We start from the raw sequence: 24,664 nt of genomic DNA, 5'->3' as shown, positions 1-24,664 counted from the left end.
CTATTCCGCAGCCAGCATGTCGCCCGAAGCACGCGACGCGGCCATGGCAGACAGCTGGCCCATTAGCGGCGAGGCACGGGCAATCGGGTTGGTCAGATAGAAATCAGCGATCGCATAGCGGAAATCGGCTTTGCCGAGATCGAAACCATCCAGCGCCGCCCCTTCGTTTTCGCTGACCTCGCCGATGCGGCCCAGATGCGGCACTTCGGCGACCAGCGCCTGACGCAGCTGCGCAAGGCTGTTCCAGGGCAGAGCCGCGTCGAGTTCGGCCGACAGCGCGCGCAGGATCGCCCAGTTCTCCTTGGCGACGCCGGGCGCGAAATTGGCGCGCATCGCAAGCTGGGGACGGCCCTCGGTGTTCACGAAAAGCCCGTTTTCCTCGGTGTAGCACGCGCCCGGCAGGATGATGTCGGCACGATGCGCGCCGCGGTCGCCATGACTTCCCTGATAGATCACGAAGGCGCCCGGATCGATATCCACCTCATCCGCGCCGAGATTGTAAATCACCTCGGCCCCGTCGATGGCGGCATCCAGCCCCCCGTCGGTGACGGCACCCACATCCATCGCGCCGACGCGGCTTGCGGCGGTGTGCAGCACCATCAACCGGGAGTTGCTGTTCCCGGCCAGCCGCATCGCATGCGCCAGCACCGCCTCTCCGTCGGCTTCACGCAAGGCGCCCTGCCCCACGATCACCAGGGTTGGCTTGTCCTTCGTTTCATCGCTGATCTCGCGGGAGGAAAGATCTTCAAGCGCCGCGCGGTCATTGCCGAGATGGGCGTAGTCATAGGTCAGATCCACCGGTTCGCCGACCAGCCCGATCTGTGCGCCGCGCGCCCAGGCGGCGCGGATGCGGGCATTGAGCACCGGCGCCTCGGTGCGGGGATTGGTGCCGATGAGTTGGATCATCTGCGCATCGTCGATATCCTCGATTGTCGCGGTGCCGACATAGGCGGCGCGGTTGCCCGCCGGAAGCCTTGCACCATCCACCCGGCACTCGACATGGCCGCCCTGCCCCTCGATCAGCTGCTTGAGGCTGAACGCCGCCTCGACCGGGACCAGCTCGCCGATCAGCCCGGCGAGCTTCCTGCCCTTCATCGCATTCGCGGCAGCGGCCAGCGCCTCGCCCCATTCCGCGGCGCGCAGCTTGCCGTTTTCTCGGATATAGGGCCGGTCCAGACGCTGACGGCGCAGCCCGTCCCAGACGAAACGGGTCTTGTCGTTGATCCATTCCTCGTTCACTGCATCATTGTTGCGCGGCAGGATGCGCATCACCTCGCGCCCCTTGGTATCGACGCGGATATTGCTGCCCAGCGCATCCATCACGTCAATGGATTCGGTCTTGGTCAGCTCCCACGGGCGGGCGGTGAAGGCATAGGGCTTGCTGACCAGCGCGCCCACCGGGCACAGATCGATGATGTTGCCTTGCAGATTCGAGTTCAGCGTCTCGTTGAGATACGAGGTGATCTCGCTGTCCTCGCCGCGCCCGGTCTGGCCCATCTGGGTGATGCCTGCGACCTCGGTCGTGAAGCGGACGCAGCGCGTACACGAAATGCAGCGGGTCATGTGCGTCTCGACCAGCGGACCAAGATTCAGCTCTTCCGCCGCCCGCTTCGGTTCGCGGTAGCGGCTGAAATCGACGCCATAGGCCATGGCCTGATCCTGCAGATCGCACTCGCCGCCCTGATCGCAGATCGGGCAGTCGAGCGGATGGTTGATGAGCAGGAACTCCATCACCCCCTCGCGGGCCTTCTTGACCATCGGCGAATTGGTGCGGATCTCGGATGGCTCCCCATCCTTGCCGGGCCGCAGATCCTTGACCTGCATCGCGCAAGAGGCGGCGGGCTTGGGCGGCCCGCCGACCACTTCGACCAGACACATGCGGCAATTGCCGGCAATGGACAGGCGTTCATGGTAACAGAAACGCGGCACCTCGACGCCGGCCAGTTCGCAGGCCTGGATCAGGGTCAGGTTCGGATCGACCTCGATTTCCTTGCCGTCGATCTTGATGGTGCGCAGATCTGCCATGTCGTTGTCCTTACTTGGCCACCAGAAGAGATCCGGCGACCGACTTGCTTGCAATTTCATTCCGCCCGACCCGGCAGAAGGATTCGGCATCCCCCTTGGCCGCGCCATTGCGAGTCAGATATTCCTCGGCCGCGGCATAGATCCGGGCCTTATCGGTGTCGCTGTCGAGAAACGCGTCGATCTGGGCGCTGCTATAGCCCTGGTTCTCGGCGTAGCGTTTCAACGCGCGCGCCTGGCTCCAGGCATAGACGATCCGCGCATCGATGGACGGGCATTCGCGGCGGACGCGGTCGGCTATCCGCGCGGCGATCAGCCGGTCGTTGATGTATTTTTCCTGGCTCAGCGGCGCCTGCGCCATCGCGGGCGCGGCGGCGGCAAAAATGCTGGCGGTCAGGGCGGTTGCGATCAGTTTCTTCATGGCTCGTGCCTCCATTTGCTTATGGAGGAGGTCATATCACGGCCAGCACCCGACAGCCCGACACGGTGGGGTGAGCGTGATGTGAGCGACATACCAACCTGGCAACTATGTTTTGCGCACCTCATCAGAGCACCACGCCAGCCAGAGCCATTATCGCAAGCGCACCGATACAGGCAACGCCCGCTGCAAAAAGAGCGGACCGCAGACCCTGACGGGTGCTGCGGATATGGACCACCGCCATTGCTACCCGCAGAACGATGAACAGGGCGCTGACCAGATTTACAAAGAATGGAGGCGCACCAGCCAGAATAGCGGCGACCGTAGCGCCAACAAACGGACCCGAGACCTCGACCGCGTTCATGAATGCGCGTTCGCGTCTAAATAGCACATTGATATAGTCCGCCTTGGGCTTGCCGCAGTCGGACAAAAGTTCAGCATTCCGCCCATTGGATGAAACATTTGCCAAGACAAGCACAATCAATGGCCAAATGGCCAATGACGCGATTGCCTGAGCATATATTTCGGCGAAATGCTCCATCACTCCGCCGCCATGGCGCCCATGCGCCCGGTTTTCTTCGCCTTGAGCCGATCCTCGATCTCACCTCGGAAATTGCGGATCAGGCCCTGGATGGGCCAGGCCGCGGCATCGCCGAGGGCGCAGATTGTGTGGCCTTCGACCTGCTTGGTCACGTCCAGCAGCATGTCGATTTCCTCGACCTCCGCCTCGCCGGTGACCAGACGCTCCATCACCCGCATCATCCAGCCGGTGCCCTCGCGGCAGGGCGTGCACTGGCCGCAGCTTTCATGCTTGAAGAATTTCGACAGCCGCCAGACCGCCTTGATGACATCTGTGTCCTGGTCCATCACGATCATGCAGGCGGTGCCAAAGCTGGATTTCAGCTCTTTCATGCCGTCATAATCCATGATCGCGGTTTCGCATTGCTCAGCCGTCAGGATCGGACACGAGGCGCCGCCGGGGATGATCGCCTTGAGATTTTTCCAGCCACCCCGGATGCCGCCGCCATGCTTATCGATGAGTTCCTTCATCGGGATCGACATCGCCTCTTCTACGACGCAAGGCGTGTTCACATGGCCGGTCAGCCCGAACAGCTTTGTGCCCGCATTGTTGGGGCGTCCGAAGCCTGCGAACCATTCCGGCCCGCGCCGCAGGATCTCTGGCACAACGGCAATGGATTCGACATTGTTCACCGTTGTCGGGCAGCCATAAAGCCCCGCCCCCGCCGGGAAGGGGGGCTTCATCCGGGGCATACCCTTCTTGCCTTCCAGGCTTTCAAGCAACGCGGTTTCCTCGCCGCAGATATAGGCGCCGGCACCGTGGGCCAGATAAATGTCGAAATCCCAGCCCGAGCTGCTGGCATTCTTGCCGACCAGCCCGGCATCATAGCATTCGTTGATGGCGTGCTGGAGCGCCTCACGCTCGCGGATATATTCGCCGCGGATATAGATATAGCAGGCATGGGCATTCATCGCGAAGCTCGCGATCAGGCAACCCTCGATCAGCGTATGCGGATCGTGACGCATGATCTCGCGGTCCTTGCAGGTCGCGGGCTCGGATTCGTCGGCATTCACCACAAGATAGGCAGGGCGCCCATCGGATTCCTTCGGCATGAAGGACCATTTCAGCCCGGTCGGAAAGCCCGCGCCGCCACGGCCGCGCAGGCCCGAGGCTTTCATCTCTTCGATGATCTTGTCGCGCCCCCTGCCGATGATGTCGGCAGTGCCGTCCCAGCAGCCGCGCGATTGCGCCGCCTTCAAGCTGCGCTCTCCCATCCCGTAGAGGTTCTGGAAAATGCGATCCTGATCCTTCAGCATTGCGTCGTCATCCTTCCTTGCCTGGCCGCGCCCCGCGCCGCCAGATACGCCAGGTCACCAGCAGCGACCAGACAAAACCACCAATCGCGGCGAGGTCCGCGAGAAAAGCGTATTGCGGCGGCCAGTCATAGCGCTGCCCGGCCCAGTTCAGAGCCAGCCAGATCAGCGCCGTCGCCGCCATCACGAGCGCGGCGAGCCGAAGCTGACTGACATCCTCTCTGGACCGTTCGGCCATCAATAGACCTCGCCCTTGTCGACGCGACGCGAAAATTCGGTCGAGCCGCCCTTGGCCAATAGCTTCGCCTGCTCGACCCACTCATCCGAGCGGATCCGCCCGCCACCACGCCCGATTTTCTCGGCATAGCTGTCGATATCAGCCTCGCTCCACCCGGCGATTTCGGCAAAGCTGGTCACGCCGTTATCGTGGAGGAATTTCTCAAGCTGCGGTCCGATACCCTTGATCTCCTTCAGATCGTCGCCTGTAGAATCGTCCGCCTTGGCAGTTTTGGGGGCCGCCGCAGGCTTTTGCGTTGAGGTCGCGGCCTGAGACGGCTTGGCAGGCTCAGGCTTCTCCGCCGCAGAGCTTTGCTCGGCACCTTGCGTCTTCGTATCAGCTTGAGTCGCCGCTGCATCTGTGGCCGCAGCCGGCTTATCAGCCTTGGACGTGCCCACATCTTCCGCGTCGGTTTTCTTTGGCGGAATGGCAGCAACGCCGGAGGGCGAAACGTGATCGCTGGGATCGCCCGCGCCCGAGTCCGGTTCAGCGGCCTGCGGGGCGTGGAAAGCCGCGGGAGACGCCGCGCCGCGCTCGGCCCGGTCTTGTTCTCCATCGCGAGCGGCTTTTTCATCGCGATCATCATTGCTGGTCAATGAGGAAATAGCCTGCTTGCCGCGCGCGGCGATGGCGCCCATCGCCTCTTTTACCGCGTCGCCGGCCTGTTCGAGACGATCTTCAGCGCGCTCAAGCAAGCTGTCATCGTCGTCATCGTCGTCATCGCGATCCTTGCGCGCCGCCCGGTCCTTCCGGTCGTCTTCGCGATCCCGCGTCCGGTCGTCATCATCATCATCGTCGTCATCGGTCATGTCGCGCATTGCTTCGCGACCCTTCTCGACCGCGGCCACAGCGCCCGATGCAATCGCCGCACCTGCGTCGACCACCGCCTGCTCGGCCCGTTCCAGAATGCCGCCCTCATCTTCATGCGCCGGATGCGTAGGCTTGGCGGTCAGGACTTCGCTGTCCTCATAAACACCGCCGCGCCCCTCGCAGATGAGCCAGCGCAACAGGCTGCCGAGCAAGAGGAAGGTAATCAGCCCAAGCGCGAGCCCGCCGAAAAACGTGCCGTTGAAAATCCACACCAGCAAACCGGCCACCGCACCGGCCAGCCAGCAATTCCGAGAGCATTCATTCTTCAGCATTCGTCACCCCGTTGTTGCGGTTGATCCTAGCTGTCCGCACCTTCACTGCTCCGCGCCAGCCGGTCGGCTTGTTCGACCCAGCCATCGCGCGTCACACGGCCCTTGAATCCTTCGAGATTCGCGTCGACCCAGGCGACTTCCTCATCGCTCCAGGACGCAATCTGGTCGAAGTGGTAAAAGCCAAGGCTGTTCAGCAATTCCTCCAGTTTCGGACCAACTCCGTTGATTTGCTTCAGATCGTCCGGATTTCCGTCCCGTGCCGCACCAAGCGCGGCAGGGCGGCGACCGACATCCGCCAGATCGTCATCGTCGAAACCCGGAGGCGGCGGCGTGTCCACCGGTGCATCCTCACCCTCGGGGTTTTCGCTCGTTACCCAGGGGGTCAGGATCGGCACCTCGGTGCCATCGATGCGCTTGAGCGTGTCGCCCAGCTCGGCGGCCAGAGCGACCGAGGCGTTATATTGCTCGGCCGGCGGCTTCAGCCCGGTAAGCGCGCTCTGCCCCTCTGCCGGCTCGGACGCGTAGCGTCCGCTTTGCGAGCCGGGCAGAGGCACCTGTCCCGCCGCCATCGCATCGATCAGCTGAGCAAGCTTTTCGGGCGTGAGATCCTCGTAATAATCCTTGCCGATCTGAGCCATCGGCGCATTCGCGCAGGCTCCAAGACACTCGACCTCCTCCCAGGAGAACTTGCCGTCAGCGGACACGGTATGCGGCTGCGGCGCGATCTTTTCCTTGCAGACCGCGATCAGGTCGCCCGAACCGCAGACCATGCAGGTCGTCGTGCCGCAGATCTGGATATTCGCAACACTGCCCACCGGGTGCAGCTGGAACATGAAATAGAACGTCGCCACTTCCAGCGCGCGGATATACGCCATGCCCAGCAATTCAGCGCAGTATTCGATGGCCGGGCGGCTCAGCCAGCCCTCCTGTTCCTGCGCGCGCCACAGAACCGGGATGATCGCCGATTGCTGGCGTCCCTCGGGGAACTTGGTCATCTGCGCACGCGCCCAGTCGAGATTGGCGGGCGTGAACTCGAAGGAGTCCGGCTGGATGGGGCTGAGGCGGCGAAGCATGTTCGTCTATCCGTTCCTTGATGTCAGCAGTCCCGCCGCGGATCAGCGCGAAGGAACTTTCTTGCAATGATCCGGCGGCGCGACCGGCTGCGTCTGCACGGCGCCCAAGAACGCCGCAATCTCTGCGCTGTCCGGTGCCGGGGCAGCGTCACAGGATGCGGAGCCCGGCATGAGCTGAAGCACATGCGGGCCGGACCGTTCCGGTGTCAGCCAGTCCGGATCACGCTGGCCGCAGGCCACGAGACCCGCCAGCGCCGCGCAGAGCGCCACCGAAGCGCGCAGCCCACGCATCAGCGATCAACCTCGCCGAACACGATGTCGAGCGTCGCGATGAAGGCGGGAATATCCGACAGCATATGCCCCGTCGCCATCCAGTCCATCGACTGAAGATGTGCGAAACCCGGCGCGCGCAGCTTGGCGCGATAAGGTTTGTTGGTGCCGTCCCCGACAAGATAAACCCCGAACTCGCCCTTGGGTGCCTCGACCGCAGCATAAACCTCGCCCGCGGGCACCTTGAAGCCCTCGGTGTAAAGCTTGAAGTGATGGATCAGGCTTTCCATGTCGGTCTTCATCTCGGTCCGGCGCGGCGGTGCGACCTTGCCGCGGGTCAGCACCTCGCCCGGCGTCTCGCGCCATTTCTGGCAGGCCTGCTTGATGATCTTGACCGACTCCACGCATTCGGCCATGCGAACCAGATAGCGGTCATAACAATCGCCATTCTTGCCCACCGGAATCTGGAAATCATATTCCTCGTAACCGTCATAGGGCTGCGATTTCCGCAGATCCCATGCGAGACCGGAGCCGCGCACCATGACACCGCTGTAACCCCAGTTCAGCGCGTCCTGTTCGGTCACGACGCCGATATCGACGAGGCGCTGCTTGAAAATTCGGTTCTCGGTCAGAAGCCCGTGAAGGTCGTCCAGCAATTTCGGGAAGCTGTCACACCACTCTTCAATATCGTCGACCAGATCCGGCGGCAGATCCTGATGCACGCCGCCGGGCCGGTAATAGGCCATGTGCAGCCGGGCGCCCGAGGCACGTTCACAGAACACCATCAGCTCTTCGCGAGCCTTGAACCCCCAAAGCGGCGGGGTCAGCGCGCCGACATCCATCGCCCCGGTGGTGACACCGAGCATATGGTTCAGGATGCGGCCGATCTCGTCATACATCACACGGATGATCTGCGCCCGCTTCGGCACCTCGATCCCGGCCAGCTTCTCGATCGCCAGACACCAGGCATGTTCCTGATTCTGCGGCGAGGAATAGTCCAGCCGGTCGAAATACGGCAGGTTCTGAAGGTAAGTCCGCGACTCCATGAGCTTTTCGGTCCCGCGGTGAAGCAGACCGATATGCGGGTCAGCGCGTTCCACCACCTCGCCGTCAAGCTCGACCACCATGCGCAGCACGCCATGCGCGGCGGGGTGCTGGGGACCGAAATTGATATTGAAGTTGCGGATTGCCTGTTCATCGGTCTCGGCATCGACCGAGCCATCGTCATAGCTGTTGACGCGAATATCGCCGTCCATGGCTTAGCCCTCCGTCTTTTCGTCACCGGGCAGGACGTATTTCGCGCCTTCCCACGGAGAAAGGAAATCGAACTGCCGGTATTCCTGCGTCAGCTTGACGGGTTCATAGACCACGCGCTTCAACGCCTCGTCGTAGCGGACCTCGACATAGCCGGTGGTCGGGAAATCCTTGCGCAGCGGATGCCCGCGGAATCCGTAATCCGTCAGGATGCGGCGCAGATCGGGATGGCCCGAGAACATGATGCCGAACAGATCGAAGATCTCACGCTCATACCAGTCGGCGCCCGGGAACAGCCCGGTGGCCGACGGCACCAGCTCGTCCTCGCGCACGGCGACCTTCACCCGGATGCGCTGGTTCTGATACATCGACAGCATCTGATACACGACATCGAACCGGGCCGGACGCTCGGGATAGTCGACCGCAGTGATGTCGATCAGCGTCGAAAAGCGGCAATTCGCATCCGATTGCAGGAACTCGATCACCCGCAGCAGACCCGGGAGCGTCACGGTCACGTTCAGCTCGTCAAAGGCGATCTCGGTATTCAGCACGTCATCGTCGAAACGGGCCTGAACCAGCTCGGACAGATCGGTAAGCGCGTCGGTATCGGGATAAAGCGCCATGACCTACCTCACCAGAGTGCCGGTGCGGCGGATGCGCCGCTGGAGTTGCAGGATACCGTAAAGCAGTGCCTCGGCGGTCGGCGGGCAGCCCGGCACATAGATATCCACCGGCACGATCCGGTCACAGCCGCGCACCACGGAATAGGAATAATGATAATACCCGCCGCCATTCGCGCAGCTTCCCATCGAGATGACATAGCGGGGCTCGGGCATCTGGTCATAGACCTTGCGCAGCGCCGGGGCCATCTTATTGGTCAGCGTTCCGGCGACGATCATCAGGTCCGACTGTCGCGGCGACGCACGCGGCGCGGTGCCGAAACGCTCCACATCATAGCGCGGCATCGAGACTTGCATCATCTCGATCGCACAGCAGGCCAGACCGAACGTCATCCAGTGCAGCGAGCCGTTGCGCGCCCAGTTGATGATGTCCTCGGTCGTGGTCAGCAGGAAGCCCTTGTCATGAAGCTCGTTCGACAGCTCGCGCACCTGCACGTCACGATCGGCGCCGGCTGTGTTCTGTCCGACCATCACGCCCATTCCAGCGCCCCCTTCTTCCATTCATAGGCGAAGCCCACGGTGAGAACGGCGAGGAACAGCATCATGCCCCAGAAGGCGACATCCGAAAGCTGGCTGAAGCTCACCGCCCAGGGAAACAGGAAGGCCACCTCAAGGTCGAAGATGATGAACAGGATGGCGACGAGATAGAAGCGCACGTCGAATTTCATTCGCGCATCGTCGAACGCCTCGAATCCGCATTCATAGGCGGAAACTTTTTCCGGGTCGGGGTTGCGCACCGCCAGAACGGCCGCAGCCGCCATCAGGATCAGCGCGAGTGCCGAGGCCATTCCGACAAAGACCAGAATCGGCAGGTATTCGGACAGAAGATAGTCCACTTTACAGGCTCCCTGATGGCGCAATCCGGCTGGATCGCGTTTTAGGTTGGGCTATCGCCCGTTTAGACCTGCCATCAGGCAGGGTCAACTCGGGCCGGGGCGATTCAGTGGCCATTTCGGGCCATCGCGATCGGCCATATTCGCCAGCATTACAGGCGTCACCGGCAATTTGGCCGTTGTTCCAAAGGTGGTTCGCAGGATCACATGAGACAAGGGCCGCGACAAGCGAAACAACAAGACAATTTGTCCTAACCCTCCAGCAAGGCGACCATGCGGGTTGCGGCAGTGCAGCAGCAATCAGAAATTGGGGTTTGTTATCGGAACCTTGCGCGCGGACAGGCGTTTCGGCAACGGAAATCGCCGGAACTCTCCGGTGATGCTGAATGCAAAAGGGATGGATTCATGGGTATCATCGTTGCGATTATCGTCGGCGCTATTGCTGGTTGGCTTGCTGGCCAGATCGTCAAAGGACACGGACAGGGGCTGCTGATGAACATCGTCGTCGGCATCGTCGGCGCGCTGATCGCGTCGTTCCTGTTCCCCGCGATCGGGCTTGCCGGCGAATCGAGCAATATCGTCATGCAGATTATCTGGGCCACCATCGGCGCGGTCATTCTGCTGGTGATCCTGCGGCTCATCAACCGCGCCACCTGAGCGGCGCGACGCGGTTTTCCGGGCACGGAGGGCTGAAGTCTCTCGTGCCCGGTGACAGAAAAAGCCCCCGCAACGCGCTTGCGGGGGTTTGCTTTTTTGGACAGTCTCCCTGTGATGTCATCAAGCAGTTCCACCTTTGCCCCATTCCGGCATACCGCCTTCCGCACTCTGTGGAGCGCGACGGTTGTGTCGAATTTCGGCGGGCTGGTTCAGGCGGTCAGCGCTGCATGGCTGATGACTCAGCTGACCACCAATGCGACGCTCATCGCGCTTGTCCAGGCCTCGAACACGCTGCCGATCATGCTGTTCGCGCTGGTATCGGGGGCGCTGGCGGATAACTTCGACCGACGCCACATCATGCTGGGCGCGATTGCCTTCATGTCCTTCATGTCAGCACTGCTGGCATTGTTCACCTGGCAGGGCGGGATCACGCCCTGGCTGCTTCTGGGGTTCACCTTCCTGATCGGCATGGGCCAGGCGCTCTATAACCCGCCCTGGCAGGCATCTGTCGGAGATCTCGTGCCGCGTGAGGATCTGCCGCAGGCGGTGACGCTGAATTCGGTCGGCTTCAACCTGATGCGCTCGATCGGACCGGCGGCGGGCGGGCTTATCGTCGCCACGCTGGGGGCCGCGGTCGGGTTTCTGGTCAATGCGCTCAGCTATGTGCCGCTGATCTTCGCGATGCTGCGCTGGCGTCCCGACTACCCAAAGCGCACCGTCGCGCGGGAGCCTTTCGTCGCAGCAGTAGGCGCAGGGCTGCGCTATGTGGCGCTGTCGCCCAATTTGGTGAGGGTGCTGACCCGCTCGGCCACCTTTGGCCTGACGGCGGCCTCGTTGCTGGCGCTGCTGCCGCTGGTGGCGAAGTCCCATCCCGAGGGCGGCTCGCTGCTGTTCGGCGTTCTGCTGGGCTGTTTCGGGGCGGGCGCGATCATCGGGGCGCTGACCAACACCCGGATTCGCGAGAAGATGAACAATGAATGGGTGGTGCGCGGCGGCATGATCATCTTCGCCGTGTCGCTGGCGGTGCTGGGCCTGACCGACAGCATCTGGGCCCATGCGCTCGCCATGTTCCCGGCAGGCATGGCCTGGGTGCTGACGCTGTCGCTGTTCAACGTCACCGTGCAGCTTTCGACGCCGCGCTGGGTCGTGGCGCGGGCGCTGGCGCTGTATCAGACGGCGACTTTTGGCGGAATGGCGATGGGCGCCTGGCTCTGGGGGGCGGTGGCGCAGGCCTCGGGCCATCAATACGCCCTGACCGCCGCCGCCGTGGGTTTGATCGGCGCGGCGGCCATCGGGCTTGCAATGCCGATGCCCGAGTTCAGCCAGTCGGACCTGTCCCCCGCCAACCGCTTTCGCGAGCCGGTGCTGGGGCTCGACCTGCGCGGCCGGTCCGGGCCGATCATGGTCATGGTCGATTACCATATCGCGCCCGAGGATACCGAGCAGTTCCTCACCCTGATGATCAAACGCCGCGACATACGTCGCAGAGACGGGGCCCGGTCCTGGGTGCTGCTGCGCGATCTCGAGCGGCCGGATTACTGGTCGGAAAGCTATCATATCGCGACATGGGACGATTACATCCGGCACAACACCAGACGGACGATGACCGATATCGGCGTGACAGAAGCCCTGCGAAACCTGCATCGCGACGAGGGCGATCCGGTGGTGCACCGCCTGATCGAGCGCCAGAATGTCGCGTCCCATGCCGATGTGCCGCTGCGCGGGAAGATCGACGTGCCGTGACCGAAGCGGGCGACATTCCCACCTGCCCTCTATGCCTGCGCCCGATCCCGCCCGGCGTGCCGCAAAGCCGGCATCACCTGATCCCCAAGCTCCGCGGCGGCAAGGGCGGAGCGACGGTGCTGATTCATCATGTCTGCCACAAGGTGATCCACAAGACGCTGAGCGAGACCGAGCTCGCCCGGCATTACAACACCCCCGAGGCGTTGCGAGCGCATCCGGATCTGGCGCGCTTCTACGGCTGGGTGGCGAAACGCCCGCCGGACTGGAACGGGCGGGTCAGATAGGGCGCGCACGGTCGCGGCTCATGCGCCTTCGAAGGAGCAGAGCGCGTGAACCGGCATATCCATCGCCTCAAGCCGCTCGCGGCCGCCGAGCTCCGGCAGGTCGATCACGAAGGCGCAGCCGATCACCTGTGCGCCAAGCCGCTGGCACAGCTTGATCCCGGCCTCGGCCGTGCCGCCCGTGGCCAGCAGGTCATCCACGATGAGAACCCGCTCACCCTCGGTCAGCGCGTCATCGTGGATTTCCATCACCGCCTCGCCATATTCCAGCTCATAGGCTTCCGAGATAACGGTGCCGGGCAGCTTGCCCTTTTTTCGGATCGGCACGAAGCCCGTCGACAGCTGATGCGCCACCGCACCGCCAAGGATGAAGCCGCGCGCCTCCAGCCCGACGACCTTGTCGATCTTTTCGCCGGCATAGCCGTGCAAAAGCTGGTCCACCGCCATTCGAAAGCCGCGCGCATCGGCGAACAGCGTCGTGACATCGCGGAAGATGATCCCTTCATGCGGGAAGTCGTAAATGCTGCGGATGTAATCCCTGACGGTTTTCTGGCTCATTCCGGTCGCTCCATCTCGAAAAGCTCATGGACTGCGGCGTAGTCGCGATAGCCCATCCGGCTCAACCAGCCGTCACGCTTGAGGTCGAACCGGCCGTCGACGATGCAATCCTCGCGGATATGGACGCCTGTTACGACGCCCAGAACCAGCCAGTTCGCCTCACCGGCGAGGCGCTCTATCTTGGTCAGCCTGCATTCGAGATTGGCCGGCGCGTCCACAACCCTTGCGCAGGAAATCGTCTCGCATTCGGTCTGCGCGATACCGGCGCTCTCGAACTCGCTTGTCCCGGCCGGCAGCGGCGCGCTTGAGGCGTTCATCTGATCCTTCAGCGCGGCAGAGGCGATATTGACACAGAACACACCCGTCTCGGCGATATGGGCCACGCTGTCCTTGGTTTTCCCGCGGTCCTGCTTGGTTCCCGTCGAAGAGAACATCACCTGCGGCGGGACATAGGCCACAGCGTTGAAGAAACTGTATGGCGCCAGATTGTCGCCATCCGCCCCGCGGGTCGAGATCCAGCCGATCGGCCGGGGCGCGACAATGGCATTGAACGGGTTATGTGGCAGGCCGTGACCGGCCTCTGGTCTGTAGAACATGGCGCCTCCTTGCAGGGCGCATCCTGCCCGCGGTCCGGGGAAGCGTCCACCGGTTTCTTGCAAAGCCCCACCGACCCGCTTAGGCATCGCGGCGACACTCGCGGAACAGAACGGAGGGCTGAGTGGAGATCACCGTCGAACAGCCTTCGGACTGGCATGAGGTCGAGGCGCTGATGGATCTGTGCTTCGCTCCGGGGCGGACGGCGCTGTCTTCTTACCGGCTGCGCGAGGATGTCGATCCGGTCGCCGATCTGTGCCTGATCCTGCGCCAGGACAGCACGCTGCGCGCCGCAATCCGGTTCTGGCCGGTGCGGGTGGGCGGGCATCGCGTGCTGCTGCTCGGGCCGATCGCGGTGCATCCCACCGCGCAGGGCGAAGGGCTGGGCGCCTGGCTGATGCAGAAAAGCCTGGGCCGGGCGCGCGAGCTTGGATGGGCGCGGGTGATGCTGGTCGGTGATGCGCCCTATTACGGTCGCTTTGGCTTTCAGCGGCTGGAAGCGGTCGAAATGCCGCCGCCGACCAACCCCGAGCGGGTTCTGGGGCTGGAACTTCGCGACGGTGCCTGGGTTGGTATATCGGGCCGCGTGAGGCGCGACACCGGCACCGATACGGACGCCGCGCCAGAGGATTGACCGCATGGCCGACCGCCAGCAAATCGTCTTGCCGCCGATCAGCGATGCCAGCGTGCTGACCGAGATCGACAAGCTCGCCCGCCGCTATATCGAAGCGCATGGCCTTGCCATGGAGCTGATCGAGCGTATCGGCGGCGGCGGGGAAGAGCTGATGAAGCGCCTGCCCGATTTCATCCGCCGCCGGGTCGATCGCGGCGTGGAGGGTGCGCTTCGCCGGACCTTCCGCGTGGCATCGGCCTCTCGCGGGGTGCTGCGCGACCGGGGCGACTGGTTCAACCGCATGGGCACGACCGCTGCGGGTGCCGTGGGCGGCGCGGCGGGCCTGACCGGCGCTGTCATCGAGTTGCCGGTGACGGTGACGATCCTTCTGCGCGCCATCCTCGAAATCGCCGAGGAACACGGGCTGGACCCGCAAAGCGAGGATATCCAGGCCGAGGCGCTGCGGGTCTTTGCCTCGGGCGGGCCGCTGGCCGAGGATGACGGCACCGACACCGGTCTGGTCGCAGCGCGGCTGGCCGTCAACGGGCGCACGCTGCAATCGCTGATCACCAGCCTTGCACCGCAGATCGCCACGCGGCTGCTGACCAAGATGGGCGCGCAGGCCGTGCCGATCCTCGGTGCGGCGGCGGGGGCGTCGATCAACTATGCCTTCGCGCGCTATTACCAGGACATGGCGCGGGTGCATTTCGGCATCATGCGGCTGTCGCGCGAGACCGGACTGCCCCGCGACGCGCTTGTCGAGCGGCTGGAAACCCGCATCGACTCGTTGCAGAACAAGCAGACTCCGGCCCGTCGGGCCTGAGCCGGTTCAGCCTGCGTCCTCTGAGGCCTGAAGTTCCAGCGGCGCCGCCGGAGTTTCCAGATCCTCGACGCTCAACGCGCCCGACGGGCGCGCCAGACGCGCCCGCGTGACCCAGTGCAGCCGCTCCTGCGCGCGGGTGATTGCGACATAGGTGAGCCGCTTCCATAGCGGAATCCCCGCCTCGGACCGGCCCGACCATGCGGCGGCGGAAATATCGGGGCCGAAGACCTGCACATCGGGCCACTGGCTGCCCTGCGCCTTGTGAATCGTCACCGCCGCCCCGTGCAGGAAACTGGCCCCCATGCGGGCGGCGAAGGGGATGAAGGGCTCGTCCTCGTCCGGCAGCTCGATCTTCACGATCGAGGCCGCCGAGAGGCGCGGTTCCTCGGCCCCGATGACATGCAGCCGGGAAAAGCCGGGCTTCTTGCCGGGGCCGAGATAAACCACCTGCGCCCCCTTGATGAGCCCCCGCGCCTCCAGGTCGATGCGCTTCTTGCGGTGCTTCAAGGGCAGTTCCAGCCCATCGCAGATCAGCGGCTCTCCGGGCAGCAGGGCATCGCCGGGCGCGCCATGCGCGGCGCGAAACGCCGTGATCAGGCGGATGCGGGTCGCGTTGCGCCAGACCAGCACCGGGCTGCGCGCCATCAGATCGGATTCCACCCGCTCGGCCCAGATCACGCGCGGGTCGGCGGCGGCGGCGGCGCGCACCATCCGTTCGAACCCGGCGAAATCGAGGCTCTCATCCGACAGCGCATGAGCCAGATCGAGGATCGGACTGTCCCCCGCCTGCCGGTGAATGCGGTTCAGCACCAGCTTTTGCGGCGCAGCCAGCCCGTCGAACACCATTTCCCCCGATTGCCCGACCGGAGCAAGCTGGGCAGGGTCGCCGAACAGCACCAGCACCGGGAAGATTTCTCGCAGATCCTCGAATTGCCGCTGATCCAGCATCGAGGATTCGTCGATCAGCCCGATATCCAGCCCGTCCTCGCGGCGCTTCCAGCCCTGAATGAAATCCGAGCCGCGCAGCCCCGCCGCCGCCAGAGCGCCGGGGATCGATGCGTGCAGGTCATAGAATGCGCGGGCCCGGTCGAGCGCCTGATCGGTCAGTCCCTCGATCGCCGGGCGGTCCCCGGTGCCGGTCAGCCAGTCGGCGATCTTTTCATATTCCGGGTCATAGACCGGCGTATAAAGAATGCGGTGGATGGTCGTCGCCGGCACGCCGCGCATACGAAGGACGAAGGCCGCCTTGTTGGTTGGCGCCAGCACTGCGACAGTGCGGCGATCCTTGCGCCTGCGGCCCTCGTAATCGCCCGAGATCAGCTCGACCCCCGCCTCGCGCAGGGCCCTGGTCAGCGCGGCAAGGATCATCGTCTTGCCCGAGCCCGCCTTGCCGATCACCGCCATCACCCGCGCCTTGCCGGGCTGCGGCGGCAGGATCTCTTCGGCGGTGAGGTCGATCCCGGCCCCCTCCAGCACGTCAGAGAGCGTATCCCAGGCCTCGGCCTGATCGGGGGAGAATGCGGGCAATCTCATTCCGCTTGCCTAGACCGGGGCGAGCCCGAAGGGAAGCTCAGCCAACCGCCCATTCCGGCGGAATTTCCGGCATCGCCTCCATCAGAAGCTGCGTCGTCGGGTGGGAGGGGCTGTCCATGACCTGCGCGGTCGGCCCGGTTTCGACGAGCCTGCCCTTATCCATGACCAGAACCCGGTCAGTCACCCCGCGCACCACGCCGAGATCATGGCTGATGAACAGATAGGCCATGCCGTGACTGCGGCGCAATTCGGCCAGAAGATCCAGAACCTGCGCCCGCACCCTGACGTCGAGGGCGCTGACGGCCTCATCCAGCACGATCAGCCTCGGCCGGATAATCAGCGCGCGCGCAATGGCCAGCCGCTGACGCTGCCCGCCAGAGAATTCATGCACATAGCGGCGCGATGCGCCCGGATCGATACCGACCTCGGACAGCGCCTGCGCCACCCGCTCGCGCCAGTCGCTCGGGCGGCCTGTCAGATGGAACGGCTCGGCGATCAGCCGGTCCACACGCCAGCGCGGATCGAAGCTGCCGAACGGGTCCTGAAAAACCACCTGGACCTTGGCGCGCAGCGAGGGCTTCATCGCGTGCCCCGCCTGAACCTTCTCTCCGCCCAGCTTGATCTCGCCGCCCTGCAACGGATCGAGCCCGAGTATCGCGCGGGTCAGGGTCGATTTCCCGCAGCCGGATTCGCCAACCAGCCCGACCGACTCGCCGTCCCGTATCTCGAAATTCACCCCGTCCACCGCGCGCAGCACCGGATGCGCCGCAAAGGCAGACGGGCGCGGCAGGACATATTCGCGGACCGCGTCGCGCACCGAAAGGATCGGGCTGTCATCCTCGGCCACCGGCACCCGATCGGGCGCATGGCGCGAGGCGGCGAAGAGGTCGCGCGTGTAAGGGTGAGACTGAGCGCGGAACAGCGCCTCTGTGTCGCCCGCCTCGACCACCTCTCCGGTCTTCATCACCGCGACCTGATCCGCGATCCCCGCCACCACCGCAAGATCATGGGTGATGAGCAGCAGCGACATCCCCTCATCCCGCACAAGATCGCGCAGCAGATCGAGGATCTGCGCCTGCGTGGTCACGTCGAGCGCCGTGGTCGGTTCATCCGCGATCAGCAGGTCGGGGGCCTCGGCAATCGCCAGAGCGATCGCCACGCGTTGCCGCTGCCCGCCCGAAAGCTCATGCGGATAAAGCGACAGCGGAAAGCGCGGTTCGGGCAGACCCACGCGGTCGAGACGGTCGCGCGCCCGCTTCAGCGCTGCCTCGCGCGGGGTGTCGTGATGGATGCGCAGCACCTCGGCCACCTGGTCGCCGATGGTCATCAGCGGGTTCAGCGCGGTCATCGGCTCCTGGAAGATCATGCCGATGCGGTTGCCCCGGATGCGGCACAGCTCTGCCTCGGATTTCGACAGAAGGTCGTCGCCATCCAGCAGAACCTCGCCACCCGTCCTTGACCCGCGCGGCAGCAGACCCATGATCGCAAGCGCCGTCATCGACTTGCCCGACCCGGATTCGCCGACCAGCCCGGTGATCCGCCCCGGTTCCAGCCGCAGATCCACGTCGCGCAGGATCGGGGTGCCGCGAATGGCGACCGAGAGATTCCGCGTCTCGATCATGCCTGCATCACCTTCAACCGGGGGTCGAGCGCGTCGCGCAACCCGTCGCCCAACAGGTTCAGCCCCAGCACCGTAGCCACGATGCACAGCCCCGGGATCACCGCGACATGGGGCGACAGCGTCACAAAGGTCTGCGCCTCGGCCAGCATCCGGCCCCAGCTTGGCGTGGGCGGCTGCGCACCGAGACCCACATAGGACAGCCCAGCCTCGGCGAGGATGCCCAGGCTGAACTGGATGGTGCCCTGCACGATCAGCAAATTGGCGATATTGGGCAGCACATGTTCCACGCTGATCCGCGCCCGGCCCTTCCCGGCCACGCGGGCCGCGCGGATATAATCGAGCGTCCAGATCGGCATCGCTCCGCCCCGTGTCACCCGGGCAAAGACGGGAATGTTGAAGATGCCGATGGCGATGATAGCGTTGATCGCGCCCGGCCCGAACGCCGCGGTAATGAGGATCGCGATGACCAGCGACGGGAAGGCGAAGATCAGGTCATTGCCGCGCATGATGATCTCGTCCAGCCAGCTTCCCCGCCGCGCGGCCGCAATCAGGCCGAGAGGCACGCCAAAACCCATCCCGATCCCGACCGCAACCATCGCCACGGCGATCGAGGTGCGCGCCCCGACCATCACCATCGACAGGATGTCACGCCCGAAATGGTCGGTGCCGAACCAATGCGCACCCGATGGCGGTTGCAGCTTGTTCGCCACGTCCATCTGGGTGACGTCGTAAGGCGTCCAGAGAAATGACAGCCCCGCCGCCAACACCGCCAGCCCCGCCAGAGCCGCACCGATCAGGAGCGTCCATCTCATTTCGCGCGCAGCCTCGGATCCACAACCGCATAGCTCAGATCGACGAAGAAGGTCACCGCAATGACCGCCGCGACCAGCACCAGCACGGCGGATTGCACGACGATCAGGTCGCGCTGCGTAATCGCCTGAAAGATCATCCGGCCCAGACCCGGCAGATAGAACACGTTCTCGATGATGATCGCCCCGGCCAGAAGGAATGAAAACTGCATCCCCATGATCGTCAGAACCGGAATCAGCGCATTACGCAGCGCGTGGCGGCGCAGCGTCTTGCCTCTGCTCAGCCCCTTGGCGCGGGCGGTGCGGATGTAATCCTGATCCATCGTCTCAATCAGCGCCGAGCGCAGCACCCGCGCGAGAATAGCCGCCTGCGGCAGCGCCAGAGCGATGGCCGGCAGCAGAAGCGAGCGCAGCGCCGCGACCGGATCGCTCCAGCCCGCGAAACCGCCGGCGGGCAGCCATTGCATCTTCACCGCAAAGAGCAGCACCAGCAGCATGGCGAACCAGAAATTCGGCAGCGCAATACCAATCTGCGTCAGCCCCATCACCCCCGCATCGGCCGCCCCTCCGCGGCGTGAGGCCGCGAAAAGCCCGATGGGAAAGGCGATCAGCACGGCCATCGTCAGCGCCATCAGGGCCAAGGGCAGCGAAACCTGCATCCGGTCCAGCACCATGCCCGTGACCGGCGTCTTATAGGTGAAACTCTGCCCCAGATCGCCGCTCAGCACATTGCCGACCCAGCGCGCATAGCGCAGCGGCAGCGGCTGATCGAGCCCGAGCTGCGCGCGCAGCGCCGCCAGAGTGTCGGGCTGCGCCCCGGTGCCCAGCATGTAAGTCGCCGGATCGCCCGGCACCATCTCGACCAGCAGAAAGATCACCATCGAGGCGACAACGAGGCTCAGCGTCAGCGAGATCAGGCGTTTGGCGACATATCGCAGCATGGGGCGAGGCTAGGTCCGGCGGGCGGAACAGGCAAGACGGCTCATGCCAGCACCGCGCCGGGATTCATGATCCCCAGCGGGTCGAGCGCGGCCTTGATCGCGCGCATCGCCGCCAGACGCGTCGGATCGCCCCATCGTTGCAAATCCCCTGTCTTGAGCCGCCCGACCCCGTGCTCTGCCGAGAAGGACCCGCCGCGACGCACCACCATCTCGTGCACGTCGTGTTGAATACGCTTGCGCAGCGCATCGTATTCGCTGCGGTCGCGCCCCTTTGCCGGGAACACATTGTAATGCAGATTGCCGTCTCCAAGATGGCCGAAACAGTTGATCCTGATATCGCCCATCGACGCCAGCATTTGCCCTGCATCCTCGATAAAGCCAGGCACCTCAGAAAGAGGCAGCGAAATATCGTGGCTGGAAATGGCGCCGATGCGCCGGTTGGCCTCGGGGATCTCCTCGCGCAGACGCCAGAACTCGGCTGCTTGCTGGCCAGATTGCGCGATCAGCCCGTCCGAGACGAGCCCGGCCTCTGCCCCGGTTTCGAACAAACCCTCAAGAGCGCCATCCGGGCTTAGCCCGCCCGGCAGGCCGATCTCGATCAGCACCATCCAGTCGGGCGGCGTCTCGAAAGGCTGACGCAGATCGGGCATCACCTCTTGCTGAAAACGCGGCCCCTGCCCTGCGATCAGCTCGAATGCGGTGACGCAATCGCCGAGTTGCCGGCCCGCCAGCGCCAACAGCGACAGCGCCGCCGCCGGGTCCGAGACCACAAGCAGAGCGACACCGTTTGCGGCGGGCGGAGGGACAAGGCGAAGACTGGCGGCGGTGATGATCCCCAGCGAACCTTCTGCCCCGATGAGCAAGTCGCGGATGTCATATCCTGTATTATCCTTCCGAAGCCGCTTGAGATCGCGCATGATCGACCCATCCGGCATGACCGCTTCGACCCCGAGACACAGGGCCCTTGCCGTGCCATAGCGCAGCGCATTGACCCCGCCCGCATTCGTCGACAGCACCCCGCCGATCTGCGCGGTGCCCTGCGAGGCGAGCGAGAGCGGGAAAAGGCGTCCCTCCTGTCGGGCGGCATCGCGCGTCGCTTGCAGCGTCACGCCCGCCTCGGCGACCAGCACATTTTCCTCGGGCCAGATGTCGCGGATCGCTGTCATCCGCTCCATGGACAGAAGCAGCGGTTGGGTCCCGCCTGGCATGACCTGCCCGCCAACCAGACCCGTGCCGCCCCCTAAGGGCACGATCCCAACCCGCGCAGCAGCGCAGGCCCGCACCACCGCCGAAACCTCTTCGACATTGTGCGGCGCGGCGAGCAGCCCCGCCGATCCTCGATAGCGCCCGCGCGGCTCGTCGAGATGGCGGGGCTCGATCTCACGCAGCACGCCACGCGGCAACTGCGCTTCCAGCTCTGTCGTTGCCGCGTTCAACATGCCCCGCTCTCCGCTGTTCGGTCAGCCGGCGCCCGTCTTGCCGCGCCGGTCGTGGCGGAGATTGGCATAAAGCACATGGGTCCGCCACCGCCCGTTGATCTGAAGATAACTTTGCGCAACGCCCTCATATTTGAAGCCCGAGCGTTCCAGAACGCCGCGAGATGCCACATTGTCAGGCAGGCAGGCCGCCTCGATCCGAGACAGATCCAGCGCGGTGAAGGCGTGGCGCACCACCGCATCGATCGCTTCGGTCATGTAACCCTGCCGGGCAAAAGGCTCGCCGATCCAATAGCCGATCGTGGCCATCTGCGCCGGGCCGCGGCGGATATTGTCCAGCGTGATCGCGCCCAGCAGGACACCATCGACGCTGCGTTCCAGAAAGAAGGGGATCGAACTGCCATTGCGACTGGCGCGCTGCGCCCAGTAAACGCGGTTGGTGAAAGCCTTGCGCGTCAGATGATCCGCCGCCCAGGTCGGCTCCCATCGGGTCAGGAACTCGCGGCTGGTGATGCGCAGCGCGGTCCAGCCGTTGAAATCCGAATGCTGCGGCAGGCGCAGCACCATCCGCTCGGTCTCAAGCCGGATCGGACGGCGGCGGCCGAACATCAGGCGGCAAGCCGTTCGGTCAGGCTTTCCAGCGAGGGCGCACGCTCGACCGGCCCGTAAAGCGCCATGGCCGGGCGGCGCGCAATCAGGCTGGCGGCATAATCGGCGATATCGGCACGGGTCACGGCTTCGAGCTTTGCGGCGGTCTCGTCCGGTTCCGGCACCCGGCCCCAGATCGCCAGAGACCGCGCAATCCGCTCGGCCTGGCCCGAGCTGCTTTCCAGCCCCATCAGCATGCCGGCGCGAAGCTGCGCCTTGGCCCGCGCGATCTCGGCATCGGACAGATCGTCGACCGAGCGTTTCAGTTCGTCCACGGTCAGCAGCGCCAGCTCGGCCACATCTTCGCCAGCCGTGCCCGCATAGACCGTCATCATGCCGGTGTCGTCGTGAAACCCCGACTGCGCGAAGATCGTATAGCAGAGCCCACGCTCTTCGCGGATCTTCTGGAACAGCCGCGAGGACATGCCGCCGCCCATCGCCATCGTCCAGACCTGCGAGGCGTAGTAATGGGGCGAGCGATAACCCGGCCCCTCGAAGGCCAGTGTGAAATGGGCCTGTTCGAGATCCTTCACCCGCCGCGTCTCGGCGCCTTCCCAGCGCGCCGCGTCCCGCGACGTGCCGGGCCGTGCCTTCAGCCCGCCAAAGGCCGCCTCGGCCTGGCGCACGATCCGGTCATGATCGACAGCCCCGGCAGCGGCGAGGATCAACTGACCCGGGCCGTAATGCTCGGTGACGAAGCGCGAAAGGTCCTGACGGCCAAAGCCGGACACACGCTCGGCCGGGCCGAGGATCGTCCGCCCGATGGCCTGATCGGGATAGGCGGCCTCTTGCAGCCAGTCGAAGATGATATCGTCGGGCGTGTCCATGGACTGCCCGATTTCCTGGAGGATCACGCCGCGCTCGACCTCGATCTCGCGCTGATCGAAAGCAGGGTTCAGAAGGATGTCAGAGATCACATCGAGCGCCAGCCCGGTATCCGCCTCCAGCACGCGGGCGAAATAGGCGGTGGTATCGCGCGAAGTATAGGCGTTGATGTAGCCACCCACATCCTCGATCTCCTCGGCGATCTGAAGAGCCGAGCGGCGCGCGGTCCCCTTGAAGGCCATGTGTTCGAGGAAATGCGCGATGCCGTTCTGCTCGACCCGCTCGTCGCGCGCGCCGGCGCCGACCCAGATACCAAGCGTGGCAGAATGCAGCCCCGGCATGTGTCGTGTGACGATCCGCAGACCGTTGGAAAGCGTGGTGATGTTGGTGGTGCTCAAGCCGTCCTCCGTTCAAGGATCAGCGATTTAAGCGCCTCGACGTCGTTTTCAACCCGGGTCGCGCGTTCCGGCTTGTCGAAGAGCCCTTTCATATGGGGCGGGAGGTCGGGGCGGATGCCGGTCGCATCCTCGACCGCATCGGGGAATTTCGCCGGATGCGCGGTGGCGAGTGTCACCATCGGGATGCCGTCGCGCAGATGCTCGCGCGCGACCTTGGCGCCGACGGCGGAATGCGGGCAGAGGATTTCGCCCGTCTCGGCCCGGATGGTGCGGATCATCGCGGTGGTCTCCGCCTCGGAGGCGCGGCCCGAGACGAAATCCTCGCGCAGCGCCTGCAACGCGCCCTGGCTGATGGTGAAGCCGCCCTGCCGCAGTTCGTCCATCAACTGACGGATCGCCGCCGGGTCGCTGTCATAGGCCCAGAAAAGCGCGCGTTCGAAATTGCTGCTGACCTGAATATCCATCGAGGGCGAGATCGACGGCTCGACCCTGCCAGTGCGGTATTCGCCGGTGGTCAGGGCGCGGTGCAGAATGTCGTTCTGATTGGTCGCGACGACCAGCTGGCCGATGGGCACCCCCATGCGCTTGGCCACCAGCCCGGCAAGGATATCGCCGAAATTCCCTGTCGGCACGGTAAAATCGACCAGTCGCCCCGGTGCGCCAAGGCTGACAGCAGCGGTAAAGTAATACACCACCTGCGCCAGCACCCGGGCCCAGTTGATGCTGTTCACCCCGGCCAGCCCGACCTGATCCCGGAACTGATGATCGTTGAACAGATCCTTCAGCCGCGCCTGGCAGTCATCAAAATGCCCGTCCAGTGCAAGCGCATGGACATTCGCATCCTCGGGCGTGGTCATCTGACGCCGCTGTACCTCGGAAACGCGGCCATGCGGGAACAGGATGAAGACATCGACATTGTCGAGGCCCCGGAACGCCTCGATCGCCGCGCTGCCCGTATCGCCCGAAGTCGCCCCGACGATGGTGATCCGCTGGCCCGAGCGTTTCAGCGCGATCTGGAACAGCTGCCCGATCAGCTGCATGGCGAAATCCTTGAAGGCCAGCGTCGGGCCGTGGAACAGCTCCAGCAGATGATGGCCGGGCGCGAGCTGGCGCAGCGGCGCGCGGGCGATATGACCGAAATTTTCATAGGCAGTGGCCAGCGCAGCGGTCAGCTCGGCATCCGAAAAGCTCTCGCCCAGAAACGGCTTGATGACCCGCAGGGCCGCCTGTTCATAGGGCAGGCTTTCCAGCCCGGCGAGGTCGTCCAGCTGCGGGATCGTCTCGGGCAGATACAGCCCCCCGTCGCGAGCCAGCCCGGTCAGCATCGCCTGTTCGAAATCCAGCACCGGGGCGTTCCCCCGCGTCGAGATATAGCGCATCTT

Annotated in this window: 27 protein-coding genes; 5 read left to right on the top strand and 22 right to left on the bottom strand. The window is 64.4% G+C overall.

The window, feature by feature from the left end; translation table 11 throughout:
- From nuoG to PAF18_RS00820, 12 genes are all read right to left on the bottom strand, one after another.
- Positions 1 to 2,025: an NADH-quinone oxidoreductase subunit NuoG gene (gene nuoG, locus PAF18_RS00875; protein WP_271116765.1), complete on the bottom strand. Its 2,025-nt coding sequence runs from the start codon at positions 2,023 to 2,025 to the stop codon at positions 1 to 3.
- A gap of 10 nt (positions 2,026 to 2,035) precedes the next feature.
- Positions 2,036 to 2,443: a DUF5333 domain-containing protein gene (locus PAF18_RS00870; RefSeq protein WP_271116764.1), complete on the bottom strand. Its 408-nt coding sequence runs from the start codon at positions 2,441 to 2,443 to the stop codon at positions 2,036 to 2,038.
- Positions 2,444 to 2,567: 124 nt separating this feature from the next.
- Positions 2,568 to 2,981, bottom strand: coding sequence for an MAPEG family protein (locus PAF18_RS00865; RefSeq protein ID WP_271116763.1), 414 nt, complete (start codon positions 2,979 to 2,981; stop codon positions 2,568 to 2,570).
- Complete coding sequence (gene nuoF, locus PAF18_RS00860; RefSeq protein WP_271116762.1) at positions 2,981 to 4,276, bottom strand: NADH-quinone oxidoreductase subunit NuoF; 1,296 nt, start codon at positions 4,274 to 4,276, stop codon at positions 2,981 to 2,983. Before nuoF ends, PAF18_RS00865 begins: the two co-directional genes overlap by 1 nt.
- Before the next feature lie 7 nt (positions 4,277 to 4,283).
- Positions 4,284 to 4,511, bottom strand: coding sequence for a DUF5337 domain-containing protein (locus tag PAF18_RS00855; RefSeq protein WP_271116761.1), 228 nt, complete (start codon positions 4,509 to 4,511; stop codon positions 4,284 to 4,286).
- Positions 4,511 to 5,692 carry a helix-hairpin-helix domain-containing protein gene (locus PAF18_RS00850; RefSeq protein ID WP_271116760.1) on the bottom strand — a complete coding sequence of 394 codons (1,182 nt, stop codon included), beginning with the start codon at positions 5,690 to 5,692 and terminating at the stop codon, positions 4,511 to 4,513. Before PAF18_RS00850 ends, PAF18_RS00855 begins: the two co-directional genes overlap by 1 nt.
- A 26-nt stretch (positions 5,693 to 5,718) precedes the next feature.
- Positions 5,719 to 6,765, bottom strand: a complete 1,047-nt coding sequence (gene nuoE, locus PAF18_RS00845) for an NADH-quinone oxidoreductase subunit NuoE (protein ID WP_271116759.1) — start codon at positions 6,763 to 6,765, stop codon at positions 5,719 to 5,721.
- Between the two features lie 42 nt (positions 6,766 to 6,807).
- Positions 6,808 to 7,056, bottom strand: a complete 249-nt coding sequence (locus tag PAF18_RS00840; RefSeq protein WP_271116758.1) for a hypothetical protein — start codon at positions 7,054 to 7,056, stop codon at positions 6,808 to 6,810.
- Positions 7,056 to 8,291 (bottom strand): NADH-quinone oxidoreductase subunit D, encoded by a 1,236-nt coding sequence (locus PAF18_RS00835; RefSeq protein WP_271116757.1) that lies wholly within the window; start codon positions 8,289 to 8,291, stop codon positions 7,056 to 7,058. Before PAF18_RS00835 ends, PAF18_RS00840 begins: the two co-directional genes overlap by 1 nt.
- Positions 8,292 to 8,294: 3 nt before the next feature.
- The gene (locus PAF18_RS00830; RefSeq protein WP_271116756.1) at positions 8,295 to 8,912 is read right to left on the bottom strand and encodes an NADH-quinone oxidoreductase subunit C; all 618 of its coding nucleotides are present in this window, start codon (positions 8,910 to 8,912) and stop codon (positions 8,295 to 8,297) included.
- Positions 8,913 to 8,915: 3 nt separating this feature from the next.
- Positions 8,916 to 9,440 carry a NuoB/complex I 20 kDa subunit family protein gene (locus PAF18_RS00825; protein ID WP_271116755.1) on the bottom strand — a complete coding sequence of 175 codons (525 nt, stop codon included), beginning with the start codon at positions 9,438 to 9,440 and terminating at the stop codon, positions 8,916 to 8,918.
- Positions 9,440 to 9,805 carry an NADH-quinone oxidoreductase subunit A gene (locus PAF18_RS00820; RefSeq protein ID WP_271116754.1) on the bottom strand — a complete coding sequence of 122 codons (366 nt, stop codon included), beginning with the start codon at positions 9,803 to 9,805 and terminating at the stop codon, positions 9,440 to 9,442. The genes PAF18_RS00825 and PAF18_RS00820 overlap by 1 nt, the downstream gene beginning before the upstream one ends.
- A gap of 402 nt (positions 9,806 to 10,207) precedes the next feature.
- Here PAF18_RS00820 and PAF18_RS00815 point away from each other — a divergent pair, with 402 nt between their 5' ends.
- The 3 genes from PAF18_RS00815 (at position 10,208) to PAF18_RS00805 (ending at position 12,486) form a co-directional block, all read left to right on the top strand.
- Positions 10,208 to 10,459 (top strand): GlsB/YeaQ/YmgE family stress response membrane protein, encoded by a 252-nt coding sequence (locus PAF18_RS00815; RefSeq protein ID WP_271116753.1) that lies wholly within the window; start codon positions 10,208 to 10,210, stop codon positions 10,457 to 10,459.
- 114 nt (positions 10,460 to 10,573) lie between these two features.
- Complete coding sequence (locus PAF18_RS00810) at positions 10,574 to 12,202, top strand: MFS transporter (protein WP_271116752.1); 1,629 nt, start codon at positions 10,574 to 10,576, stop codon at positions 12,200 to 12,202.
- Positions 12,199 to 12,486, top strand: a complete 288-nt coding sequence (locus PAF18_RS00805; RefSeq protein ID WP_271116751.1) for an HNH endonuclease — start codon at positions 12,199 to 12,201, stop codon at positions 12,484 to 12,486. The genes PAF18_RS00810 and PAF18_RS00805 overlap by 4 nt, the downstream gene beginning before the upstream one ends.
- 18 nt (positions 12,487 to 12,504) lie before the next feature.
- Here the strand turns inward: PAF18_RS00805 and PAF18_RS00800 are convergent, their stop codons facing one another.
- A complete protein-coding gene (locus PAF18_RS00800; RefSeq protein ID WP_271116750.1) occupies positions 12,505 to 13,041 on the bottom strand; it encodes an adenine phosphoribosyltransferase in 537 nt (178 codons plus the stop codon).
- Positions 13,038 to 13,637, bottom strand: a complete 600-nt coding sequence (locus tag PAF18_RS00795; protein ID WP_271116749.1) for a flavin reductase family protein — start codon at positions 13,635 to 13,637, stop codon at positions 13,038 to 13,040. Before PAF18_RS00795 ends, PAF18_RS00800 begins: the two co-directional genes overlap by 4 nt.
- Before the next feature lie 122 nt (positions 13,638 to 13,759).
- Between PAF18_RS00795 and PAF18_RS00790 the strand changes: the two genes are divergently transcribed.
- Together PAF18_RS00790 and PAF18_RS00785 are read left to right on the top strand one after the other, a co-directional pair.
- The gene (locus PAF18_RS00790) at positions 13,760 to 14,269 is read left to right on the top strand and encodes a GNAT family N-acetyltransferase (protein WP_271116748.1); all 510 of its coding nucleotides are present in this window, start codon (positions 13,760 to 13,762) and stop codon (positions 14,267 to 14,269) included.
- Positions 14,270 to 14,273: 4 nt separating this feature from the next.
- Positions 14,274 to 15,071, top strand: a complete 798-nt coding sequence (locus PAF18_RS00785; RefSeq protein WP_271116747.1) for an EcsC family protein — start codon at positions 14,274 to 14,276, stop codon at positions 15,069 to 15,071.
- A 6-nt stretch (positions 15,072 to 15,077) separates the two neighbouring features.
- Here the strand turns inward: PAF18_RS00785 and PAF18_RS00780 are convergent, their stop codons facing one another.
- The 8 genes from PAF18_RS00780 to thrC are packed head-to-tail and all read right to left on the bottom strand — an operon-like array spanning position 15,078 to position 24,661.
- Complete coding sequence (locus tag PAF18_RS00780) at positions 15,078 to 16,604, bottom strand: ATP-dependent DNA helicase (RefSeq protein WP_271116746.1); 1,527 nt, start codon at positions 16,602 to 16,604, stop codon at positions 15,078 to 15,080.
- 37 nt (positions 16,605 to 16,641) lie between these two features.
- A complete protein-coding gene (locus tag PAF18_RS00775; protein WP_271116745.1) occupies positions 16,642 to 18,225 on the bottom strand; it encodes an ABC transporter ATP-binding protein in 1,584 nt (527 codons plus the stop codon).
- Positions 18,222 to 19,037: an ABC transporter permease gene (locus tag PAF18_RS00770; protein ID WP_271116744.1), complete on the bottom strand. Its 816-nt coding sequence runs from the start codon at positions 19,035 to 19,037 to the stop codon at positions 18,222 to 18,224. Before PAF18_RS00770 ends, PAF18_RS00775 begins: the two co-directional genes overlap by 4 nt.
- Positions 19,034 to 19,975 (bottom strand): ABC transporter permease, encoded by a 942-nt coding sequence (locus PAF18_RS00765; protein WP_271116743.1) that lies wholly within the window; start codon positions 19,973 to 19,975, stop codon positions 19,034 to 19,036. The genes PAF18_RS00770 and PAF18_RS00765 overlap by 4 nt, the downstream gene beginning before the upstream one ends.
- Before the next feature lie 41 nt (positions 19,976 to 20,016).
- The gene (locus PAF18_RS00760; protein ID WP_271116742.1) at positions 20,017 to 21,414 is read right to left on the bottom strand and encodes an FAD-binding oxidoreductase; all 1,398 of its coding nucleotides are present in this window, start codon (positions 21,412 to 21,414) and stop codon (positions 20,017 to 20,019) included.
- 21 nt (positions 21,415 to 21,435) lie between these two features.
- A complete protein-coding gene (locus PAF18_RS00755; protein ID WP_271116741.1) occupies positions 21,436 to 22,020 on the bottom strand; it encodes a GNAT family N-acetyltransferase in 585 nt (194 codons plus the stop codon).
- On the bottom strand, positions 22,020 to 23,282 hold the full coding sequence (locus PAF18_RS00750) for a M16 family metallopeptidase (RefSeq protein WP_271116740.1): 1,263 nt from the start codon (positions 23,280 to 23,282) through the stop codon (positions 22,020 to 22,022). Before PAF18_RS00750 ends, PAF18_RS00755 begins: the two co-directional genes overlap by 1 nt.
- On the bottom strand, positions 23,279 to 24,661 hold the full coding sequence (thrC, locus tag PAF18_RS00745; RefSeq protein WP_271116739.1) for a threonine synthase: 1,383 nt from the start codon (positions 24,659 to 24,661) through the stop codon (positions 23,279 to 23,281). Before thrC ends, PAF18_RS00750 begins: the two co-directional genes overlap by 4 nt.
- Between the last annotated feature and the right edge of the window lie 3 nt (positions 24,662 to 24,664).

It is taken from the genome of Paracoccus sediminicola (assembly GCF_027912835.1).
In the GTDB taxonomy this organism is placed as follows: domain Bacteria; phylum Pseudomonadota; class Alphaproteobacteria; order Rhodobacterales; family Rhodobacteraceae; genus Paracoccus; species Paracoccus sediminicola.
This window is presented reverse-complemented; position numbering and strand designations above follow the sequence as displayed.

What these genes read in the sequence shown, in the direction of transcription:
- PAF18_RS00780 (WP_271116746.1), bottom strand. Translation starts at nt 16,604, where the DNA reads ATGAGATTGCCCGCATTCTCCCCCGATCAGGCCGAGGCCTGGGATACG.
- thrC (WP_271116739.1), bottom strand. Translation starts at nt 24,661, where the DNA reads ATGCGCTATATCTCGACGCGGGGGAACGCCCCGGTGCTGGATTTCGAA.
- PAF18_RS00865 (WP_271116763.1), bottom strand. Translation starts at nt 2,981, where the DNA reads ATGGAGCATTTCGCCGAAATATATGCTCAGGCAATCGCGTCATTGGCC.
- PAF18_RS00830 (WP_271116756.1), bottom strand. Translation starts at nt 8,912, where the DNA reads ATGGCGCTTTATCCCGATACCGACGCGCTTACCGATCTGTCCGAGCTG.
- nuoG (WP_271116765.1), bottom strand. Translation starts at nt 2,025, where the DNA reads ATGGCAGATCTGCGCACCATCAAGATCGACGGCAAGGAAATCGAGGTC.
- PAF18_RS00775 (WP_271116745.1), bottom strand. Translation starts at nt 18,225, where the DNA reads ATGATCGAGACGCGGAATCTCTCGGTCGCCATTCGCGGCACCCCGATC.
- PAF18_RS00765 (WP_271116743.1), bottom strand. Translation starts at nt 19,975, where the DNA reads ATGCTGCGATATGTCGCCAAACGCCTGATCTCGCTGACGCTGAGCCTC.
- PAF18_RS00835 (WP_271116757.1), bottom strand. Translation starts at nt 8,291, where the DNA reads ATGGACGGCGATATTCGCGTCAACAGCTATGACGATGGCTCGGTCGAT.
- PAF18_RS00815 (WP_271116753.1), top strand. Translation starts at nt 10,208, where the DNA reads ATGGGTATCATCGTTGCGATTATCGTCGGCGCTATTGCTGGTTGGCTT.
- PAF18_RS00855 (WP_271116761.1), bottom strand. Translation starts at nt 4,511, where the DNA reads ATGGCCGAACGGTCCAGAGAGGATGTCAGTCAGCTTCGGCTCGCCGCG.
- PAF18_RS00840 (WP_271116758.1), bottom strand. Translation starts at nt 7,056, where the DNA reads ATGCGTGGGCTGCGCGCTTCGGTGGCGCTCTGCGCGGCGCTGGCGGGT.
- PAF18_RS00810 (WP_271116752.1), top strand. Translation starts at nt 10,574, where the DNA reads ATGTCATCAAGCAGTTCCACCTTTGCCCCATTCCGGCATACCGCCTTC.
- PAF18_RS00760 (WP_271116742.1), bottom strand. Translation starts at nt 21,414, where the DNA reads ATGTTGAACGCGGCAACGACAGAGCTGGAAGCGCAGTTGCCGCGTGGC.
- PAF18_RS00785 (WP_271116747.1), top strand. Translation starts at nt 14,274, where the DNA reads ATGGCCGACCGCCAGCAAATCGTCTTGCCGCCGATCAGCGATGCCAGC.
- nuoE (WP_271116759.1), bottom strand. Translation starts at nt 6,765, where the DNA reads ATGCTTCGCCGCCTCAGCCCCATCCAGCCGGACTCCTTCGAGTTCACG.
- PAF18_RS00800 (WP_271116750.1), bottom strand. Translation starts at nt 13,041, where the DNA reads ATGAGCCAGAAAACCGTCAGGGATTACATCCGCAGCATTTACGACTTC.
- PAF18_RS00870 (WP_271116764.1), bottom strand. Translation starts at nt 2,443, where the DNA reads ATGAAGAAACTGATCGCAACCGCCCTGACCGCCAGCATTTTTGCCGCC.
- nuoF (WP_271116762.1), bottom strand. Translation starts at nt 4,276, where the DNA reads ATGCTGAAGGATCAGGATCGCATTTTCCAGAACCTCTACGGGATGGGA.
- PAF18_RS00825 (WP_271116755.1), bottom strand. Translation starts at nt 9,440, where the DNA reads ATGGTCGGACAGAACACAGCCGGCGCCGATCGTGACGTGCAGGTGCGC.
- PAF18_RS00795 (WP_271116749.1), bottom strand. Translation starts at nt 13,637, where the DNA reads ATGTTCTACAGACCAGAGGCCGGTCACGGCCTGCCACATAACCCGTTC.
- PAF18_RS00770 (WP_271116744.1), bottom strand. Translation starts at nt 19,037, where the DNA reads ATGAGATGGACGCTCCTGATCGGTGCGGCTCTGGCGGGGCTGGCGGTG.
- PAF18_RS00850 (WP_271116760.1), bottom strand. Translation starts at nt 5,692, where the DNA reads ATGCTGAAGAATGAATGCTCTCGGAATTGCTGGCTGGCCGGTGCGGTG.
- PAF18_RS00755 (WP_271116741.1), bottom strand. Translation starts at nt 22,020, where the DNA reads ATGTTCGGCCGCCGCCGTCCGATCCGGCTTGAGACCGAGCGGATGGTG.